This is a genomic window from Campylobacter sp. CCS1377 (assembly GCF_040008265.1).
GTDB lineage: Bacteria > Campylobacterota > Campylobacteria > Campylobacterales > Campylobacteraceae > Campylobacter_D.
In genome coordinates this window covers 852,842-870,888 of record NZ_CP155620.1, presented here as the reverse complement: position 1 = coordinate 870,888, position 18,047 = coordinate 852,842, and the positions used below count along the sequence as shown (strand labels likewise).

Annotated in this window: 22 protein-coding genes; 10 read left to right on the top strand and 12 right to left on the bottom strand. The window is 31.9% G+C overall.

Annotated features, from left to right (window positions below):
- Positions 1 to 82 precede the first annotated feature (82 nt).
- The 4 genes from gatA to AAH949_RS04390 are packed head-to-tail and all read left to right on the top strand — an operon-like array spanning position 83 to position 3,868.
- Positions 83 to 1,450 carry an Asp-tRNA(Asn)/Glu-tRNA(Gln) amidotransferase subunit GatA gene (gene gatA / locus AAH949_RS04405; protein ID WP_348519092.1) on the top strand — a complete coding sequence of 456 codons (1,368 nt, stop codon included), beginning with the start codon at positions 83 to 85 and terminating at the stop codon, positions 1,448 to 1,450.
- Between the two features lie 9 nt (positions 1,451 to 1,459).
- Positions 1,460 to 2,917 carry an IMP dehydrogenase gene (gene guaB / locus AAH949_RS04400; protein WP_348519091.1) on the top strand — a complete coding sequence of 486 codons (1,458 nt, stop codon included), beginning with the start codon at positions 1,460 to 1,462 and terminating at the stop codon, positions 2,915 to 2,917.
- Positions 2,914 to 3,087 carry an exodeoxyribonuclease VII small subunit gene (gene xseB / locus AAH949_RS04395; protein ID WP_134238613.1) on the top strand — a complete coding sequence of 58 codons (174 nt, stop codon included), beginning with the start codon at positions 2,914 to 2,916 and terminating at the stop codon, positions 3,085 to 3,087. Before guaB ends, xseB begins: the two co-directional genes overlap by 4 nt.
- Complete coding sequence (locus tag AAH949_RS04390; protein ID WP_348519090.1) at positions 3,080 to 3,868, top strand: carbon-nitrogen hydrolase family protein; 789 nt, start codon at positions 3,080 to 3,082, stop codon at positions 3,866 to 3,868. Before xseB ends, AAH949_RS04390 begins: the two co-directional genes overlap by 8 nt.
- Before the next feature lie 35 nt (positions 3,869 to 3,903).
- Here AAH949_RS04390 and AAH949_RS04385 read toward each other — a convergent pair whose 3' ends face one another.
- Both AAH949_RS04385 and AAH949_RS04380 read right to left on the bottom strand, forming a co-directional pair.
- Positions 3,904 to 4,221, bottom strand: coding sequence for an SMR family transporter (locus tag AAH949_RS04385; RefSeq protein WP_348519131.1), 318 nt, complete (start codon positions 4,219 to 4,221; stop codon positions 3,904 to 3,906).
- An 8-nt stretch (positions 4,222 to 4,229) separates the two neighbouring features.
- On the bottom strand, positions 4,230 to 4,565 hold the full coding sequence (locus tag AAH949_RS04380) for a multidrug efflux SMR transporter (protein ID WP_134238611.1): 336 nt from the start codon (positions 4,563 to 4,565) through the stop codon (positions 4,230 to 4,232).
- A gap of 119 nt (positions 4,566 to 4,684) precedes the next feature.
- On the opposite strand from AAH949_RS04380, the gene AAH949_RS04375 reads away from it, so the two are divergent.
- From AAH949_RS04375 to AAH949_RS04350, 6 genes are all read left to right on the top strand, one after another.
- Complete coding sequence (locus AAH949_RS04375) at positions 4,685 to 5,389, top strand: YebC/PmpR family DNA-binding transcriptional regulator (protein ID WP_134238610.1); 705 nt, start codon at positions 4,685 to 4,687, stop codon at positions 5,387 to 5,389.
- Between the two features lie 10 nt (positions 5,390 to 5,399).
- On the top strand, positions 5,400 to 5,882 hold the full coding sequence (locus AAH949_RS04370) for a peptidylprolyl isomerase (RefSeq protein ID WP_348519089.1): 483 nt from the start codon (positions 5,400 to 5,402) through the stop codon (positions 5,880 to 5,882).
- Between the two features lie 158 nt (positions 5,883 to 6,040).
- A complete protein-coding gene (locus AAH949_RS04365) occupies positions 6,041 to 6,649 on the top strand; it encodes a DedA family protein (RefSeq protein ID WP_348519088.1) in 609 nt (202 codons plus the stop codon).
- Positions 6,646 to 7,425: a threonine/serine exporter family protein gene (locus AAH949_RS04360; protein ID WP_348519087.1), complete on the top strand. Its 780-nt coding sequence runs from the start codon at positions 6,646 to 6,648 to the stop codon at positions 7,423 to 7,425. The genes AAH949_RS04365 and AAH949_RS04360 overlap by 4 nt, the downstream gene beginning before the upstream one ends.
- Complete coding sequence (locus AAH949_RS04355) at positions 7,422 to 7,928, top strand: threonine/serine exporter family protein (protein ID WP_134238606.1); 507 nt, start codon at positions 7,422 to 7,424, stop codon at positions 7,926 to 7,928. The genes AAH949_RS04360 and AAH949_RS04355 overlap by 4 nt, the downstream gene beginning before the upstream one ends.
- Before the next feature lie 60 nt (positions 7,929 to 7,988).
- Positions 7,989 to 8,255 carry a zf-TFIIB domain-containing protein gene (locus AAH949_RS04350; protein ID WP_134238605.1) on the top strand — a complete coding sequence of 89 codons (267 nt, stop codon included), beginning with the start codon at positions 7,989 to 7,991 and terminating at the stop codon, positions 8,253 to 8,255.
- Between the two features lie 35 nt (positions 8,256 to 8,290).
- On the opposite strand, the gene argS is transcribed toward AAH949_RS04350, so the two are convergent.
- The 10 genes from argS to AAH949_RS04300 all read right to left on the bottom strand — a co-directional run bounded on the left by argS (position 8,291) and on the right by AAH949_RS04300 (position 18,046).
- A complete protein-coding gene (gene argS, locus AAH949_RS04345) occupies positions 8,291 to 9,883 on the bottom strand; it encodes an arginine--tRNA ligase (protein ID WP_348519086.1) in 1,593 nt (530 codons plus the stop codon).
- A gap of 10 nt (positions 9,884 to 9,893) precedes the next feature.
- Positions 9,894 to 10,136: a twin-arginine translocase TatA/TatE family subunit gene (locus AAH949_RS04340; protein ID WP_134238603.1), complete on the bottom strand. Its 243-nt coding sequence runs from the start codon at positions 10,134 to 10,136 to the stop codon at positions 9,894 to 9,896.
- A 1-nt stretch (position 10,137) separates the two neighbouring features.
- Positions 10,138 to 10,755, bottom strand: a complete 618-nt coding sequence (gmk, locus tag AAH949_RS04335) for a guanylate kinase (protein WP_348519085.1) — start codon at positions 10,753 to 10,755, stop codon at positions 10,138 to 10,140.
- The gene (locus AAH949_RS04330; RefSeq protein ID WP_348519084.1) at positions 10,752 to 12,191 is read right to left on the bottom strand and encodes a hypothetical protein; all 1,440 of its coding nucleotides are present in this window, start codon (positions 12,189 to 12,191) and stop codon (positions 10,752 to 10,754) included. The genes gmk and AAH949_RS04330 overlap by 4 nt, the downstream gene beginning before the upstream one ends.
- Positions 12,192 to 12,249: 58 nt before the next feature.
- Positions 12,250 to 13,017: a flagellar biosynthetic protein FliR gene (gene fliR / locus AAH949_RS04325; RefSeq protein WP_134238600.1), complete on the bottom strand. Its 768-nt coding sequence runs from the start codon at positions 13,015 to 13,017 to the stop codon at positions 12,250 to 12,252.
- Positions 13,004 to 13,639: an ABC transporter ATP-binding protein gene (locus AAH949_RS04320; protein WP_348519083.1), complete on the bottom strand. Its 636-nt coding sequence runs from the start codon at positions 13,637 to 13,639 to the stop codon at positions 13,004 to 13,006. Before AAH949_RS04320 ends, fliR begins: the two co-directional genes overlap by 14 nt.
- A gap of 2 nt (positions 13,640 to 13,641) precedes the next feature.
- Entirely contained in the window at positions 13,642 to 14,718 is a 1,077-nt protein-coding gene (gene tsf / locus AAH949_RS04315) for a translation elongation factor Ts (protein ID WP_348519082.1), read from the bottom strand.
- Positions 14,718 to 15,506, bottom strand: a complete 789-nt coding sequence (rpsB, locus tag AAH949_RS04310; RefSeq protein ID WP_134238597.1) for a 30S ribosomal protein S2 — start codon at positions 15,504 to 15,506, stop codon at positions 14,718 to 14,720. The genes tsf and rpsB overlap by 1 nt, the downstream gene beginning before the upstream one ends.
- A gap of 159 nt (positions 15,507 to 15,665) precedes the next feature.
- A complete protein-coding gene (locus AAH949_RS04305; protein WP_348519081.1) occupies positions 15,666 to 16,799 on the bottom strand; it encodes a c-type cytochrome in 1,134 nt (377 codons plus the stop codon).
- Positions 16,796 to 18,046 (bottom strand): cytochrome bc complex cytochrome b subunit, encoded by a 1,251-nt coding sequence (locus AAH949_RS04300; protein ID WP_348519080.1) that lies wholly within the window; start codon positions 18,044 to 18,046, stop codon positions 16,796 to 16,798. Before AAH949_RS04300 ends, AAH949_RS04305 begins: the two co-directional genes overlap by 4 nt.
- Position 18,047 lies beyond the last annotated feature (1 nt).

The window sequence follows — 18,047 nt, the reverse complement described above, 5'->3', positions numbered from 1 at the left end:
GTTTAATTTTGGGTACTATTATTGCGGTATTTTTTATGGTTGTTTTAGCAATTATTTTAATCAAAACAAAGGAAGATAAAAGATGATAACTCTCAAAGAAGCTTTAAAACTGTCTCAAAGCGAGCTTGAAAATTTAAAAAAAGAGCTCAATGAAAAAGCTAAAAAAGAGCAAAAAATCGGTGCTTATATAGAACAATTTTTAGCTAAAGATTTAAGTGATGGTGGTAAAGGTATTCCAATAGCAATAAAAGATAATATTAGCGTCAAAGGTTGGGAATTAACTTGTGCGAGTAAAATTTTACAAGGTTATGTCGCTCCTTATGACGCAAGTGCTATAGTAAATTTAAAAAACAACGGTTTTTCTCCTTATGGACGCACCAATATGGATGAATTTGCTATGGGAAGTTCAAGTGCGACTTCATTTTATGGTAAAACTCTAAACCCTACAAATTTTAATCGTGTTCCAGGTGGCTCAAGCGGTGGTAGTGCTGCTGCAGTTGCTGGTGGCTTAGCCTTGGCAAGTTTAGGTTCAGATACAGGTGGTTCCGTGCGTCAGCCTGCAGCTTTTTGTGGTTGTGTCGGTTTTAAACCTAGTTATGGAAGGATAAGTAGATATGGGCTCGCCTCTTATTCATCAAGTTTGGATCAGATTGGAGTTTTAACGCAAAATGTTGAAGATGCAGCAATTCTTTATGATGCTATTGCAGGATATGATCCAATGGATAGCACTAGTGCAAATATAGAATTTATTAAAACTGCTTCAAAACTAAATGCTGAAAAAAAATTAAGAATTACTGTGATTGAAAATTATATTAACAATGCAAGTGAAGAAGTTAAAAATACTCTTTTAAAAAGTATTGATATGCTAAAAGCAAATGGACATGAAATTATTTATAGACAAATGCCTGATTCTAAATTTGACATTGCAGCTTATTATATTATCGCCACAGCTGAAGCAAGTGCAAATTTAAGTCGCTATGATGGGGTAAGATATGGAAGAAGAAGTGAAGATTTTCATAATTTAAAAGATATGTATATTAATTCTCGTAGTGAAGGTTTTGGTGAAGAGGTTAAGAGAAGAATTTTACTTGGAACCTTTGTTTTAAGTAGTGGTTATTATGATGCTTATTATATTAAAGCACAAAAAACTAGAGCTTTAATTAAAGCAAAATATGAAGAAATTTTAAAAGATTGCGATTTAATTTTTATGCCAGTGACTCCTACAACAGCTTTTGAATTTAATGCCAAAAAAAGTCCTATTGAGGAATATTTAGAAGACATTTATACTATTTCTTTAAATTTGGCTGGACTTGGCGGTATTAGTATTCCTGTAGGCAAAAACAAAGAAGGACTTAATATTTCAGCTCAGCTTATCTGTAAAGCTTATGATGAACAAACCTTGCTTGATGGGGCTTTAAGCTTAGAAAAAATTATTAAAAATAACAAATAAGGATAAAAAATGAAAATACTCAAACGCGCTTTAACATTTGAAGATGTGCTTTTAGTACCTGCTTATTCAGAAGTTTTACCTAAACAAGTTGACATTAAGAGTAAATTAACAAAAAATATCACGCTAAATATTCCTCTGATTTCAGCTGCAATGGATACAGTAACCGAACACAGAGCTGCCATTATGATGGCTAGACTTGGAGGAATGGGTGTTATTCATAAAAATATGGACATTACTGCCCAAGTACGAGAGGTAAAAAGAGTAAAAAAAAGCGAAAGCGGAGTCATTATAGATCCTATTTTCATAGGGCCAAAAGCAAGTGTTTATGAAGCTTTGGAATTAATGGCAGAATACCGAATTTCTGGCGTTCCTGTAGTAGATGAAAATAGAAAATTAATAGGAATTTTAACCAATCGTGACTTAAGATTTGAAAGCGATTTTGAAACTTTGGTTGAAAATGTGATGACAAAGGCTCCTTTAATTACAGCTCCAAAAGGCTGCACTTTAGATGATGCGGAGAAAATTTTTAGCACTAATAAAGTAGAAAAACTCCCTATTGTTGATCATGAAGGACATTTAGAAGGTCTTATCACTATTAAAGATCTTAAAAAACGCAAAGAATATCCAAATGCCAATAAAGATAATTTTGGCAGACTCCGCGTTGCAGCAGCTATTGGAGTAGGACAGATGAATCGTGTTGATGCATTGGTGGAGGCTGGGGTTGATGCAGTGGTGCTTGACTCAGCACACGGACACTCTAAAGGAATTATTGACACAATAAAAGCCATAAAAGAAAAATATCCAAACTTAGATTTAATAGCTGGTAATGTTGCTACAGCTGCAGCCACAAAAGCACTTTGCGAGGCTGGGGTTGATGCGGTAAAAGTAGGCATTGGACCAGGAAGTATTTGCACCACTCGCATTGTCTCAGGTGTAGGTGTACCTCAAATTTCGGCTATTGATGAGTGTGCTATCGAGGCTCAAAAATACAATGTTCCAGTCATTGCTGATGGTGGAATTAAGTATTCAGGCGATATTGCAAAAGCTATTGCAGCCGGAGCAAGCTCAGTAATGATAGGCTCACTTTTAGCTGGAACTGATGAGAGTCCAGGAGAGCTTTTTACCTATCAAGGAAGACAATACAAATCTTACCGCGGTATGGGATCTCTTGGAGCTATGCAAAAAGGAAGCTCGGATCGTTATTTCCAAGAAGGTACAGCGCAAGATAAACTCGTCCCAGAAGGCATTGAAGGGCGTGTACCTTATGTGGGAAGTATAAAAAGCGTTATTCATCAACTTTTAGGCGGTCTAAGATCTTCTATGGGCTATGTGGGAGCTGCCAACATTGAAATTTTTAAAGAAAAAGCAGAATTTGTAGAAATCACAAGCGCAGGACTTAAAGAAAGCCATGTACACGATGTGACAATAACGCATGAGGCACCAAATTACAAGGTTAATAATCAATGAGCTTCGAAGAAAAATTGCAATTGGCCAATGAAATTTTAGAAAAATTAAATGATCAGAATTTAAGCCTTGAAGAAAGTGTCAAAATTTACAAAAAAGGACTTCAAAGCATTAATGAAGCTAGAAAAATGCTTGAAAAAGCTAAACTAGAAATCGAGCCGCAAAATGACTAAAATAGCTGCCTTACAATTACCCACTTTGGCTTTAAGTGAATCAAGACTTGAGTACTATCTTAAAGCTTGCAAAGACAATAATGCAAACCTTGTCGTGTTAGGTGAGTATGTTCTAAATAGCTTTTTTATCGAACTTTTGTCTATGCCAAAAAGCATGATTAAAGAACAAAGTGAAACCAAAAAAGAAAGTCTTTTACGCCTATCTCAAAAATATGAGCTTGAAATCATAGCTCCTTTTGTAAGCGTTGAAAGTAAAATTTACAAAAAACTTTGTTTAAAAGTATCGCCTAGTAGTGTAAAAAATTATGAACAGCAAATTTTAATGCCTTACTCTCATTGGAATGAAGAAAAATTTTTTGGCAATAAAACAAAAGAAATAAAACTTTTTAATTTTACGCATGATGGGCTTAAGTGCGCTTTAATGTTTGGTTTTGAAGCGCATTTTGATATATTTTGGCAACAAGCGATGGCAAAAAAAATTGATCTTGTTATAATCCCTACTGCAAGCACTTTTCAAAGCACACAAAGATGGCAAGAGCTTTTAAAAACAAGGGCTTTTTTAAATTCAACAAGTATTTTAAGAGTAAATCGAATAGGTAATTTAAAAAATAACGAGGAATGGAAATTTTACGGAGATACGATGTTTATTAATGCCTTTGGCGAAATTGAAGATCGTCTTGGAAATGAAGAAGCGATGTTAATCATCAATCCCCAAAAAGCCGATGAGGCAAGAAAACTTTGGGTTTTTGATAAAATTCTTAAAAAAATAGATGCTAATTAAATTGCTAGATATCTAGCAATTTAATTTATAAAATTTTAATGCTCTAAATTTAAAAGCACTACAGCACATAAAACAACTCCAATGCCTGTGATGCCAATTTTATTTAATTTTTCTTTATAAAAAATCCATCCACCCAAACAAGTTCCTATGATACCTACAGCACCCCAAGTCGAATAAGCCACACTTAAAGGTATATCAAATTTTAAAGAAAAAGAAAGCATAACAAAAGCTAAAATTGCCAAAACTATCGCCCCTATCCCCCAAATTTTATACCTAAAACCATCTGATTTTTTAAGTAATAAATTTGCAAAAATATCCAAAAAGGCCGATAAAATAATAAATGATAAATAAATAAGCATACTCATTCTTTAACCTCCCCTATATTAATCATTAAAATGCCTATAATGGATAATACAATACCTATAATTTGAGTTGTTGTTAAGCTTTCATTAAAAAACACAAAAGAAATTAAAAGTATCAGCACAACCCCCAAAAGCTCCCATACCGCATAGGCAATCCCTACTTGAATTTTTTTAATTGCAAGCCCCATAAGATAATACGATAAAGCGATAAAAAAAGCCATCGCACCATAAGCTATAAATTGATTTTCATTTTTTAAAAAACTTGTTCCTATAACTTCAGCTACAATAGCACCTAATAAAAATATCCAAGCAATCATTTTAGTTTTTAAAAGCATTTCAACTACTCCAAAAATTTCGCACCATTATAACACAAAATATTCTTTTGCTTTAACGCAAATTTAGGCTTTTTAGTCTATACTTTTATCTTTGATTATAAAAAAATAAAGGAAAATTTATGGGACGAGCGTTTGAGTACCGACGCGCTTCTAAAGAAGCTAGATGGGATAAGATGAGTAAGCTTTTTCCTAAACTTGCAAAGGCTATACAGGTGGCTGCTAAAGAAGGCGGAATTGATCCTGATATGAATCCAAAACTTCGCACAGCCATAGCTACTGCTAAGGCAAACAATATGCCAAAAGACAATATAGACGCAGCGATAAAAAGAGCTAGCGGCAAAGATAGTGCGGATATTAAAAACATTCATTATGAAGGAAAAGCCGCGCATGGAGCTTTGATAATAGTTGAGTGCATGACAGACAATCCTACACGCACCGTTGCAAATGTGAAGGCTATTTTTAGTAAAAATGGCGGAGAAGTTTTGCAAAATGGCTCACTTGGCTTTATGTTTGCTAGAAAAGCGGTTTTTCACCTCGAAAAATTTGATGGTGATTTAGAAGAATTGGAACTTGATTTAATCGATGCAGGGCTTGAGGAATTAGAACAAGATGAAGAATTGCTCGTTATAGGTGATTATACTGCTTTTGGAGATTTAAACGCAGCTATTGAAGCTAAAGGTTTGATTATCAAAAAAGCAGGACTTGAATATCTTCCAAATAATCCTATAAGCTTTAGCGAGGAGCAACTTGTAGATATTGAGAAATTAATCGACAAGTTAGATGATGATGATGATGTTCAAGCTGTTTATACAAATATAGATTAAAGGAAAAATTATGTTAAAAGAAATCGATACTCGTGATGTAAAAAAATACAAATTTGCTATCATAGAAACCGAAAAAGGTTCAATGAAGCTTAAACTTTTTGGTGATGAAGCTCCACAAACTGTGTGCAATTTTGCAAATTTAGCCAGTTCAGGTTTTTATAAAGATTTAAAATTTCACCGTGTAATCCCAAATTTTGTGATACAAGGCGGTTGCCCTTATGGTAATGGCATAGGCGGCCCTGGATATGAAATCATGTGCGAGTGCCATAATCAAACTCATAAACATCAAAGAGGTACTTTATCTATGGCACACGCGGGACGCGATACTGGAGGATCGCAGTTTTTTATTTGCCATAGTGCACAACCTCATTTAGATGGAATTCATACTATTTTTGGACAAATTGATGAAAAAGATACACAAAGTTTAGAAGTGTTAGATTCTATAAGACAAGAAGATAAAATCATCAATATTAAAATTCTTGAAAAAATCTAAATTTATTAGAAAATGAAAAGATTACAAGAAACAAAAACCTTGCAATCTTATTTTGATATAATCATTTAGTATTTAGTGAATAGGGTTTTATTTAACTTCAAGAGAATTTTTTAAAACCATATATTTTTGAATAAAATTATAAAAATTAAGGTTTAAAAATGCAAGAAACTATTAATTTTATTATCGATATAGCAAGCTCTTGGGGTTACATAGGTATTATTGTACTAATGACTTTAGAAAGCTGTTTTATTCCTTTTCCTAGCGAAGTGGTAATGATACCAGCAGGATATTTGGCTCATAAGGGAGAATTGAATTTAGCTCTTAGTATAATTTGCGGTATTTTTGGTTCGGTACTTGGGGCTTTAATTAATTACTATATTTGTTTTTTTTGGGGTAAAAATTTTGTTTTGAAATGGGGAAAATATTTTGGTATAACAGAAGCGAAATTTGCAAAATTTGAAGCTTTTTTTAATAAACATGGAGAATTTTCAACCTTCACTTGCCGTCTTTTGCCCGGAATTCGTCAATACATATCCATGCCAGCAGGCCTAGTTAAAATGAAACTCTTAAATTTTATTGTTTTTACAGCATTGGGGAGTGGAATTTGGGTAAGTATTTTGGCATTTTTGGGATATTTTATAGGAGAAAATGAAGAATTAATTAAAATTTATTTACACCAAATTCTTATTGCAATTGTTATTTTTATCATCATTGCAAGCATAATATACATAAAAATCAAAAAACCCTTCAGCAAAGAAAAACAATGACACAAAAGCCAGAAATTCAAGATTTAACCAATTTTATCATTGATTATACTAGTGCGATGATAGCCGCTGGAACTTACACTTCAAGAGTTGCAAGGTGTGCAAGCAGGATAGCTAAGGCTTATGGATACGAGCTTAATTTAAATTTTTTCTTTCATCATACTTCCATTAATATTTTTGATATAGAAGATAAAGCAAACATACGAACTTACATTATTCCCAATAAATACTCAGCAATTAATTTTAGCTTAATTTCAGATCTTAGTGCTTTAAGCTGGAACATTTTTGATCATTCTTATAAACTTGAAATTGCAAGGGAGTATTTTGAAAAATTATTGCATAAAAAAAGATATCATTTTATTTCTAGCTTATTTTTATCCTCTTTAGCCAATGCTGCTTTTTGTAGGCTTTTTGAAGGAGATATTTGGGCAATGATTTTTGTATTTTTTGCTACTTTTGTGGGTATTAATTTAAGATATTTTTTCACAAAAATACAAATTGACTTACGAATTCAATACATCATTTGTTCTTTTTTATCATCTTTACTTGTAGCTTTTGCTTTAGATTTAAATTTAACGCAAACTCCAGAAGCTGCTTTAGGATCTAGTATTTTATATCTTATACCTGGGGTGTTTTTTATTAACTCGGTCATAGATATTTTGAAAGATCATATTTTAATGGGTTTGAGCCGTTTCATTAGCGTTGCCATACTTATAACTTGCATAGGAGCCGGTATTTATATAACCTTAAGCATTTCAAAATTTGGAATTTTACAATGAGTGATTTAAGCCTTATTGCATTAGATATGTTTTTTGCGGCCGTCGCTGGATTTGGTTTTGCTTATGCTTGCAATCCACCTTTAAAAACTTTATTTTTATCTGCAATTTTAGCAGCCATAGGGCATGGATTTCGTTTTATGCTTTTAGAATTTTTCCACTTTCAAACACTTGCTATAGCCACATTTTTGGCATCTTTTGTTGTAGGATGTTTAGGTATGCTTTTGGCAAAAATCTTTAAAACTCCTGCTGAAATTATAGCCTTTCCCGCTTTACTTCCCATGATACCAGGAATTTATGCCTATCGAGCAATTTTATATTTAATTTCTTTTATTAGAAGTGAAGATATGGTGCTTCAAACAAGTTATTTGGTTAATTTTTTTAATTATTTTTTTCTCACTCTTTCGGTTACTTTAGCTCTAGCAGTAGGCGTTTCTATGACCTTATTAATCTTTTTTGAGCAAAGTTTTATGATGACTCGAAATGCTAAATTTTTAAAAAAATAATACCACATTTACCTTAAAAAAATAAAATATAAACTTTAATTAATTTTTAAAGGATTTAAAATGCTTTGCCCTGTATGTAATGTGGATTTAATGATGAGTGATAGAAATGGTGTTGAAATTGATTATTGCCCAAAATGTCGCGGTGTTTGGCTTGATCGTGGAGAACTTGATAAAATTATAGAAAGAAGTTCTAGTGCTAATTCTTATCAACAGCCTTCTCAAAATTACCAGCAAAATCTTTATCAAGGACGCGGTAATTATCACGATGATGGTTATTACAAAAAGAAGAAAAAAGAAAGCTGGATAAGCGAAATTTTTGACTTTTAATTTATATTTAGCAAAAGTCTAAACTTTTGCTAAAATTAATTTTCCATTTTATTCTTAGCTTCTATACCAAGGATGTTTAAAGCAGTTTTAATACTAAGTGCTACTATCGCAAAAAGCTTTAATAAATCATCTTCATTCTCGCTACCGATAACTTTATTTTCATTATAGAATTTATGAAATATTGAAGCTAAATTTTTCAAATAATCAGTAATTTTTTGCAAAGCTCTATTTTCAAAAGCATCACGCAGAACAGATTCTAAATTTAGACTTTCAAAAAGCAAATTTATTCCATCATCATTTAAGCTTGATAAATCTGCGTTAATAATCTGATTTATTTCTTTTTGAGCTTTGACAAAAACTTGATGAATTCTTGCATGAGCATAATTAATATAAAAAATTGGATTAGTGCTATCCTCTTTTTTTAAAGTATCCACATCAAATTCTAAATGGGTATCACATTTTTTGCTTACAAAAATAAATCTTAATGCATCACTACCTATCTCTTCTAAAATATCACTCATTAAAATGAAATTTCCAGCTCTTTTGCTCATTTTATAAGGCTCACCATTTTTGAGCAAAGAAACCATTTGCGCTAAGATGATTTCTAAATTCCTACCATCAAATCCCAAAAATTCCATTGCAGCTTTCATTCTAGCAATATAGCCATGATGATCAGCACCCCAGATATTAATACACTTATCATAAGCACGACTCATTTTATCTCTATGATAAACAATATCTGCGGCCAAATAAGTTCCTCGTCCATCCTCGCGTATGATAACCCTATCCTTTTCATCTCCCTTTTGTGAAGATGCAAGCCAAATTTTACCATCATTTTCATAGGTACCTTTATGTGCTTTTAAAGCTTCTAGGGTTTCTTGAAGTTTGTTATAATACGATTTTTCACTTGCATAGCTATCTATATAAATATTTGCCTTTGAAAGATTATCTTTTATAAGTGCTAACATTTCATCTTTTGCCCATGCGGCTAAATCTTCTATATGCTCTTCAGTAAAAAAGCTTTTATCAAATTTCTCAAAAGCATTTTTTGCTAAATCAACAATATATTCGCCTTTATAGTATTCTTGCGGATAAGTCACTTCCTCGTTTAAGCAATGCTCCTTGATAGCCAAAAAGATCGATAAGCCCAAAAGATAGATTTGATTTCCTGCATCATTAACATAATACTCTGTATCAAATTTATAACCCAAATGTCTAGCAAGTCTTGTTAAAACATCACCAAAAACAGCCCCCCTTGCGTGACCAATATGTAAAGGCCCTGTAGGATTGGCGCTGACATATTCAAGTAAAAAACTTGTATTTTTTTCTTTTCCTTTTGTAAAATTTTGTGGATCATTTAAGGCTTTGGTGCTAAGGTTATTTAAAAAAACTTTTGAAAGTCTAAAATTTAAATAACCATTTAGTGCTTCAACTTTTTCAAAACATGGATGATTTTTAAATTGAATAGCCAATTCTGAAGCAATTAAATGTGGCGACATTTTGCGTTCTTTTGCTAAAGAAAATGCAAGTGGAGTAGCAAAATGCGCTAAATTCTTATCTTTAGGATTTTCCAAAACAAAATCTTGATTCAATACTTTTTTAATTTCTTCAAAAACTAAATCTTTCAAGTTAAAAACCTTAAACTTTTTTATTTGAATTAGTTAAATCTGCATCCGAATTAACGCTATTTGCTTCTTGTTTTTCTTCAATTTTTTGTGTATTTTTTGCCACTTCTTCTTCTGAATTCATTTCACTCTTAAATGTTTTAATGCCCTTTCCAAGACCTTTAGCAAGTTCTGGAATTTTCTTTGCTCCAAAAAGTAAAACGATAATTAATAAAATAATCAGCCATTGTCCTGGCCCTATTGAACCTAAACCCATTTTATTCTCCTTTATTCCATTGAATTAAAATATTTTCTAAATCATTATTTTTTGTTTTGCACTTTTGAGACTCATAAATAGCCTTTAGACAATTATAACTCTCTTGCAAATCTTTATTGATAATGACATAATCATAACTTGGCAAATGCTGCATTTCATCTTTAGCGTTGCAAAGTCTCTTTTCAAGAATTTCTATTGTATCAGTATTTCGCTTAATAAGTCTTTGTTTTAATTCATTTTTATTTTGCGTTGTTATAAAAATTGATACTAATTTTTCTTTTAATTTATCTTTAATAAGATGAAAACCCTGCACATCAATATCAAGAATGACTATTTTACCTTGTTTTAAAGCCTCATTTGTATAACAAGATGAGGTTCCATAATAATAACCATGCACATTTGCCCATTCTAAAAATTCATTATTTTCAATACCTTGCTTAAATTCTTGCTCTGAAATAAAATAATAATGAACACCATTAATCTCTCCTGCTCTTGGAGATCTTGTGGTGCTTGAAACTGAAAAATAAATTTCATCTTTAAAATCTTGAAATAATTTTTTTAATAAAGTTGACTTGCCAGCTCCGCTTGGACCAGAAACTAATAAAATAAAAGGTTTCAATCTTTATCCTCAAAATTTATATTTATATTAATATTCATCTTCATTCCCTTTAAAGCTGCTTTCAAGGCATCATCTTTAATGCTTGAAGTAATTGCCCCTGCAATGCTTTGGGTTAATTCCCCTACAATCTCTTCACTTTGCTCCTTAGAAGTTTGTTTGTTTTCTATACTCTCACCTAAAGCAATTTGTATATCTTCTTCTTTTAATGAATCTAATTCATTTTGTTTTTCTTCAATTTTTATTTCTTGGAAATCTTTTTCATCCATAGCACTTAAAGCAGCTAATTCTTCTTTAATTTGATCTTGCGGACTTTTATCTTCATAATTTAAATTTTCATTATCGCTAATATTTTCTATTACAATAGGTTCAAATTCTTCTTCATCGTGTTTTGGTTCTTTATCCTCTTCACCAATAAACTGTGCGTCTTGTGATAATTTTTTATACATATCCTCTAAAGGTTTATTTTCCTCATTATTTTCCTCAAAGACTTCTGGAGTTTGCTCTTGCCCATCAAGCACTTCTTGCTCTTCTTGTAGATTTTCCAAAGCTTTATTTAATTCTTCTTCATCTAAAATTTTATCTTGCTCTAAAGGCAAGTCATTTTCTATTTTTTCATCCAAATTTACATCATCTAACTCATCAAATTCTAAATCTTCATCTAAAACGGAAGGTATATTTTCATTTTGATTTTCATCCTCTGCTAAAATAGGATCTAAATTTTTATTTCGCTCTTCTTTATTGTCTTCATCTAAATTTCGCTCTAATTCTTCATTTGCTTGCTCTTCGTTCAAAGAAAGTTCTTCTTCTAAAACTTTATCTTGATTTAAATTTTCTTCTTTTTCTAAATCACTTTGATTTAAATCGTCTTCTTTAACTTCATCTTGCTCTAAAGCTTCGTCTTGTTTTTCATCTAAAATTAAATCTTGTCCATTTAAAGTTTCATTTAAAACCTGACTTTGCCCTTGCTTTTCATCTAAATTTAACGCATCCAAATCATCTTCGCTGACTTGCAAATCCTGCACTGGCTCTTCATTTTCTTGTTCCACATCATCTTCTAAATGCAATTCGTCTAAATTTAACACTATATCATCATAAGGATTTTTATCATCGTTTTGTAGCAATTTTTCTATATCATCTTTTTGATTATCCTGCATTTCATTTACAAGCTTTATAAAATCTGTTGGCAAAAAAGGCTTTTTTAAAGTTTGAATACTAGAATCCAATACCTGATCGCGATTTGTTAAAACTATAAGTTTTTGATTTTTTTGCTTAAGCTCATTAAAATCAACCAACATATCGCCATCAATAACAACTATATCATAATCTTCAATTTGTTCACAATCTTCTTTCTCATCAAGTTCATACGACATTTTTTTTGCACTAAGTCCAATCAACCTAGATACAACAGGGCTGTTATTTAAAAGTAGCATTTTCATAAAATTAATCCTTCGGTAACAATTCCATAATTGTAGAATATTTTAAATTAGTGAATGCTTATACAAAAAATAGAGTTTGCATATTTGAAAAAACTTTTAAAATAAGTTCTTTAAAATATTGCATCATTACTGTTAAAATTGCAATTAATACAACAAAAGACAAAGTAATCTTAATAGGAAAACCTACAACCAGTAAATTAAACTGTGGCATAGTTTTCATCAATAAACCAAAAATAACATCTGCTAGCAAAGAAATGGCCAAAATAGGAAAGGCTATAGAAAAACCCAATGAAAATACACTGAGCATTCCCATATTAAGATAATGGAGTAAATTTTCATGGGGATAAAATCCACCAAGCACAATATAATCCAAAGAATAATTCATAAATAATAAAATCAGATGATGTCCATCAAATGCTACAAATACAAGTAAAGCAAGTAAATTTAAAATCTGAGAAGTTATAGGCATACTCATACCTGATGCTGGATCAATTACACTTGCCATAGTAAAACCCATAGTAAAGGAAATTTGCTCTCCTGCCATTTGAATAATAGCAAAAATAAGCTGAAGCATAAGTCCGGCTATCATACCAAAAATAAGCTCACTTAAAAGTTGCAACACAAAAAAAGAATTTAAATTAGCATTATCCAATCGGGCATTAGGAAACAAATACATGGTTAAAAATAAGACAAAAGTGGTTTTAATCACCAAAGGAATATTATTATGTGAAAAAAAAGGAAAAAAAACTATAATGCCACTAAGTCTTGCAAATAATAGCATAAAAGTTGCTACATTTTTATCGCCTAGGTAATTAACAAATTCCATTAGAATTTAAAATATAAGTTTTATCACAAAAATTTGCTAATTTGGTATCATGGGTAACAAAAAATAAAGCAGCATCGTTATTTTTAACATAGGAAATTAAAATTTCTAATACATTTTTAGCATTAGCAAAATCCAAATTCCCAGTTGCTTCATCCGCAAAAATAATCTTTGGCTTTTTGCATAAAACCCTTGCAATACTAACTCGTTGCTGTTGTCCTCCACTTAACTTACCAACTTTTTGATCCAATAATGAATCAATGCCAAGCTTTTTTAAAATTTCGTTATCTAACTCATTTTCGGATAAGACACTTGCAAGCTCTATATTTTCTAAAGTAGAAAAACCTCTGAAAAGATAATGTGTTTGAAAAATAATACCAAAATCATAACGGCGAATTTTTAGTCTTGAATTTTCATCTAAAGCATATAAGTCTTGTTCTTTGTAAAAAACTTTTCCAGAATTTGGTTGAAGTAAAGAAGATAAAATATGTAAAAGCGTAGATTTACCGCAACCACTACTACCTTGTATTGAAATACAATCTTTAGAATTTAAAGTTAAATTTAAAGAATTAAAAAGCGGATATTCAAACCCATGATTTAAATTCTCCGCTTTTAATAATTCCATCATTAAGCCATTTGCGCAGCAACTTCAGCAGCAAAATCTTCTGTTTTTTTCTCTAATCCTTCGCCTACTTCGAAACGGATAAATTCAACAATTTCTAATTTACCGCCAAATTCTTTTTCTTTTTCAGCAATAACTTGTTCAATGGTTTTTTTGTCATCCATTACATAAAATTGTCCCATTAAAGTGAGCCTGCTATCAAGTTGAGAATTATCAGCAATAAAGCTGTTTAATTTTCCTGGGATAATATTTTGCCAAATTTTCTCTGGCTTATTTTGTGCTTTCAATTCTGCCTTAATATCCTCTTCGGCTTGTTTTAAAATCTCATCAGTAAGTTGTTTACGACTTGCAAATTTAGGAATTTTATGTTCAGGTTTATTAGGATCTTTAAGTCTGCGTCTTTCTTCATTTTCTTTTTCAAGTTCTGCAACTAGAGCTTTATATTCGTTTTGAACAAAATCCATATCAAGTTCTTTGTAACTTAAATAACTTGGTTTCATCGCAGCTATATGCATACAAATTTGTTTTAAAAAATCAGCCGATTTTTCCACCATAGCTTGACTATCACAAGCCGCTGCAATAATAACACCTACACGCCCGTTAGTGTGAATATAGCCATTTACTACTCCATTATTTCCAGCTTTTAATGTAGCAAATCTTCTTACAACTAAATTTTCGCCGATAGTAGCAATTTGACTTTTAAGATATTCTTCAAATTTAACTCCATTAATTGTACTAGAATGGAGCTCTTCAATATTTTGTAGGCTATTGCTTTGAATATGTGCTGTTGTATCTTTTGTTAAAGCAATAAATTGTTCGTTTTTAGCAACAAAGTCAGTTTCTGAATTAATCTCACTCACTGTTGCACTTTTAAAATCATCGCTTACTTTTACACTCACTAAGCCTTCAGCAGCAAGTCTATCGGCCTTTTTAGCGGCTTTACCCAAACCTTTTTCTCTTAAAAGTTGAATTGCTTTTTCAAAATCTCCATTGGTTTCTTTTAAAGCATTTTTACAATCCATCATCCCTGCCCCTGTGTTTTCACGGAGCTCTTTTACCATTTGTGCAGAAATTTCAGCCATTATTCTTGTTCTCCTTCAAAATCCTCTTCGCTCATTGCCTCATCTAACACTTCTTGTTTTTCTTCATCAGTAATTTCTTTTTCATCGGCTAAAGCTTCTCCATCTTGATCCCTTAAAGCTTTCCCTTCATTGATGGCTTCAGCCATTTCTTGGCAAAAAAGTTGAACCGATCTAATTGCATCATCATTTCCAGGAATTGGATAAGTTACAAGATCAGGATCGCAATTTGTATCAAGTGGAGCTACCACAGGAATTTTAAGCCTGTTTGCTTCTTGAACTGCAATTTTTTCTTTCACTGTATCAATAACAAAAATCATATCTGGTTGGGTTTTCATATGACGAATTCCACCAAGATAAGCTAATAGTTTTTCTTTTTTTCTAGTAAGCATTAAAGCTTCTTTTTTAGTTAGAAGTTTAATACTTCCATCTTCTTCCATTTTTTCTATAACTTCTAATTTTCTAATTGACTGACGAATTGTTCCAAAATTTGTCATCATACCGCCTAACCATCTGTGATTTACATAAGGCATACCGCATTTTTCGGCATATTCTTTAATCGCCCCACCTGCTTGTTTTTTAGTTCCAACAAAAAGTATAGTTTTACCTTCTGCTGCAGCATCACGAACAATATTATATGTATATCTAAAATATCTTAAGGTTTTTTGCAAATCAATTACATAAATACCTTTTCTCTCACCAAAAATAAATTTTTTCATTTTTGGATTCCAGCGTCTTGTTTGGTGTCCAAAGTGCACACCACATTCCAATAAATCTCTCATACTAACCATGAGTTTCTCCTTATAAAATTAGCTTTATTCCTCCGCATCCCTTAATTTATACAAGCTAAAAAGGATTGATGCGTGTGAATTAAAGCCAAGATTATATCAAAAATTATTTTAGTTTTTTCTTAGGAAGAGAGCCATCTTTAAAAGATGGCTTAAAAATTTTTAATGAAGTTTAGACCAAACAGAGCGTTTCCAAGCAATAGCAAATATGCTTAAAATCACGAAAAATAGCATAATATATAAACCAGTGCTTTCTCTTTCTTCTTTTTTGCTATCACCTATTTTTTCCATATAAGCAAGAATTTCTTTTTGACTTGCTTCATTAAGCCCTACCCTAGGCATTGCAGTACCTGGAAGTAATTTTTGAGTATTGTTAAGGAAGTTATTCAAATATTCTTCTCCTCTTGATCTTATCATCATAGATAAATCTGGCGGAATAGAACCCAAATAACCTTTCAAATCGCTACTATTTGAAGTGGCAACAAGTCCATCGTATTTCATACTATGACAACGCCCACAAGCTTCAATAAAAGTATTCTTTTCCTTAGCAAACACCATATCCTTTTCTATCAATGCTGCTTTTTGCTCTTCGCTTATACCTTCAATTTTAGCATACCTTGCTTCAAGTTCTGCTTTTGTTTTTTGCTCTAAATCAGCCTTATGCTGCATAGCTACTTCTTTTAAATAGGCAATTACATTAATAATATTTGCATCAGTAACCTCTTCGCTTTCTCCTGAAACATCCACATTGTAAGCCGTCATAATGAAAGCATCACCAAATTTATGATCAACTTTTAACGCTAACGATGGATTCATAATTAAAGCTGCTAAGAATTTTTCATCATAAAGCAAACCTGCCCCACTTAAATCAGGAGGTAAAACTCCATAGATAGAAGAATCAGGAATAGTCGGTGCAATACCCGCAGCTTCTAAGCCATGACAAGCTATACAATTGCTTGAAAAAAATTCAGCACCTTTGCTTGCATCTGCTTTTGAAAAATCCATTTTAGAAACTTTATCCCATAAAGCTTGATTTTTTTGCAATTTTTCATTTGCAAGATCTAAGGCCTTTTGAGCCGCTTCGATTTTACTTTCATTGTTTTCAGCTTTTGCTAGTTCTAAGTCAGCTTGTTTTGTAGCTACTATAGAGTTAGCAAAACTAAGATCTTCTTGCTGAAAATCAAAATTTGCAGGAGCAACATGAGGTTTCATTACAGAATGCGCATAAGGCTCAACTCCCCAATAAACTAGGGCAGTAAAAACGACTACAACTAAAAATATTTTTAGCTCTCTCATGATTTAGCTCCTTTTCTTTCTAAAATTGTAATCACAGGCAATACCACAAGCAATAATAATAAAAATACTAACGAAGCGGCAAAACCTACCCAAGCATTAACTCCTGTTGGAGGTAATTTTCCATAAATAGTTAAAACGATCAAATCAATCAATAAAACCCAAAACCAAATAAAAAATAAAGGTCTTTCATGAGCTGGTTTTACCACATCACTTCTATCAAGCCAAGGCAACAAGAAGAAAATCACTTGAGCTATACCAAAAGCAGCCAAACCTATATCAAAAGCTTTAATGCCTCCAATATCAAAGAAAAATCCTCTTAATACTTCATAACTCCATAAGAAATACCATTCAGGATAAATGTGCGCTGGAGTTTTAAGTGCATCAGCTGGATCAAAATTAATTGGATCCATAGCAAAGTTAAATTTAAAACATACCAAATAGAAGAAGAAAATCATAAAAAGACTAATATACATAAAATCTTTTGCTAAAAATGCAGGCCAAAAAGGAATTACTTTTGAATTTTTTGTATCGCCTGACATATATTTTTCAGCTTCCAAATCAAAGTCTAATTCTTCTGCAATTTCATTATTTACATGTGGAATTCTTAAAGAATAAAAATGGAATGCAATAATACCTATAATTACGATAGGTAACAAGCATACATGGAGCATAAAAAATCTTGTTAAAGTTGGATCAGAAACTGCATAATCCCCTCTAATCCACACAACCAAGGCATCTCCAATAAATGGAATTCCACCAAAAAGATTAGTGATAACTTGAGCAGCCCAATAACTCATCTGTCCCCAAGGAAGCATATAACCACTGAAAGCTTCAGCTGAAAACACCACAAATAAAAGCATTCCGCTGATCCAAATCATCTCACGACCTTTTTTATAAGAACCGTAATAAATTCCTGTTAGCATATGGATATAGATGATTAAGAAAATCACAGAAGCAGCCACACCGTGCATATGACGCCAAAGCCAGCCATATTCAACCTCTTGCATAATGGTCTTATTGACACTATCAAAAGCAAGTGCAGTATCAGGCTTATAGTACATTACAAGTAAAAGTCCCGTAATAAAAAGCACTGTAAAAAGCGTAGTTAAAATAACCCCCATAGCCCATAGAAAATTAATTTGTTTTGGTATCCAATATTTTACCATTAGCACATCAAGTAATTTATGTACTGCCAGTCTTTGATCTAGCCAATCAACTATCCCTGTAGCTTTTCTAATTTGTGCCATA

Excerpts from the sequence above, each read along its gene's own strand:
- AAH949_RS04365 (WP_348519088.1), top strand. The coding sequence starts at position 6,041 with ATGCAAGAAACTATTAATTTTATTATCGATATAGCAAGCTCTTGGGGT.
- xseB (WP_134238613.1), top strand. The coding sequence starts at position 2,914 with ATGAGCTTCGAAGAAAAATTGCAATTGGCCAATGAAATTTTAGAAAAA.
- guaB (WP_348519091.1), top strand. The coding sequence starts at position 1,460 with ATGAAAATACTCAAACGCGCTTTAACATTTGAAGATGTGCTTTTAGTA.
- AAH949_RS04380 (WP_134238611.1), bottom strand. The coding sequence starts at position 4,565 with ATGCTTTTAAAAACTAAAATGATTGCTTGGATATTTTTATTAGGTGCT.
- fliR (WP_134238600.1), bottom strand. The coding sequence starts at position 13,017 with ATGGAATTTGTTAATTACCTAGGCGATAAAAATGTAGCAACTTTTATG.
- AAH949_RS04320 (WP_348519083.1), bottom strand. The coding sequence starts at position 13,639 with ATGGAATTATTAAAAGCGGAGAATTTAAATCATGGGTTTGAATATCCG.
- AAH949_RS04370 (WP_348519089.1), top strand. The coding sequence starts at position 5,400 with ATGTTAAAAGAAATCGATACTCGTGATGTAAAAAAATACAAATTTGCT.
- tsf (WP_348519082.1), bottom strand. The coding sequence starts at position 14,718 with ATGGCTGAAATTTCTGCACAAATGGTAAAAGAGCTCCGTGAAAACACA.
- AAH949_RS04355 (WP_134238606.1), top strand. The coding sequence starts at position 7,422 with ATGAGTGATTTAAGCCTTATTGCATTAGATATGTTTTTTGCGGCCGTC.
- rpsB (WP_134238597.1), bottom strand. The coding sequence starts at position 15,506 with ATGGTTAGTATGAGAGATTTATTGGAATGTGGTGTGCACTTTGGACAC.
- AAH949_RS04305 (WP_348519081.1), bottom strand. The coding sequence starts at position 16,799 with ATGAGAGAGCTAAAAATATTTTTAGTTGTAGTCGTTTTTACTGCCCTA.
- AAH949_RS04375 (WP_134238610.1), top strand. The coding sequence starts at position 4,685 with ATGGGACGAGCGTTTGAGTACCGACGCGCTTCTAAAGAAGCTAGATGG.
- AAH949_RS04390 (WP_348519090.1), top strand. The coding sequence starts at position 3,080 with ATGACTAAAATAGCTGCCTTACAATTACCCACTTTGGCTTTAAGTGAA.
- AAH949_RS04300 (WP_348519080.1), bottom strand. The coding sequence starts at position 18,046 with ATGGCACAAATTAGAAAAGCTACAGGGATAGTTGATTGGCTAGATCAA.
- AAH949_RS04340 (WP_134238603.1), bottom strand. The coding sequence starts at position 10,136 with ATGGGTTTAGGTTCAATAGGGCCAGGACAATGGCTGATTATTTTATTA.
- AAH949_RS04330 (WP_348519084.1), bottom strand. The coding sequence starts at position 12,191 with ATGAAAATGCTACTTTTAAATAACAGCCCTGTTGTATCTAGGTTGATT.
- AAH949_RS04360 (WP_348519087.1), top strand. The coding sequence starts at position 6,646 with ATGACACAAAAGCCAGAAATTCAAGATTTAACCAATTTTATCATTGAT.
- gatA (WP_348519092.1), top strand. The coding sequence starts at position 83 with ATGATAACTCTCAAAGAAGCTTTAAAACTGTCTCAAAGCGAGCTTGAA.
- AAH949_RS04350 (WP_134238605.1), top strand. The coding sequence starts at position 7,989 with ATGCTTTGCCCTGTATGTAATGTGGATTTAATGATGAGTGATAGAAAT.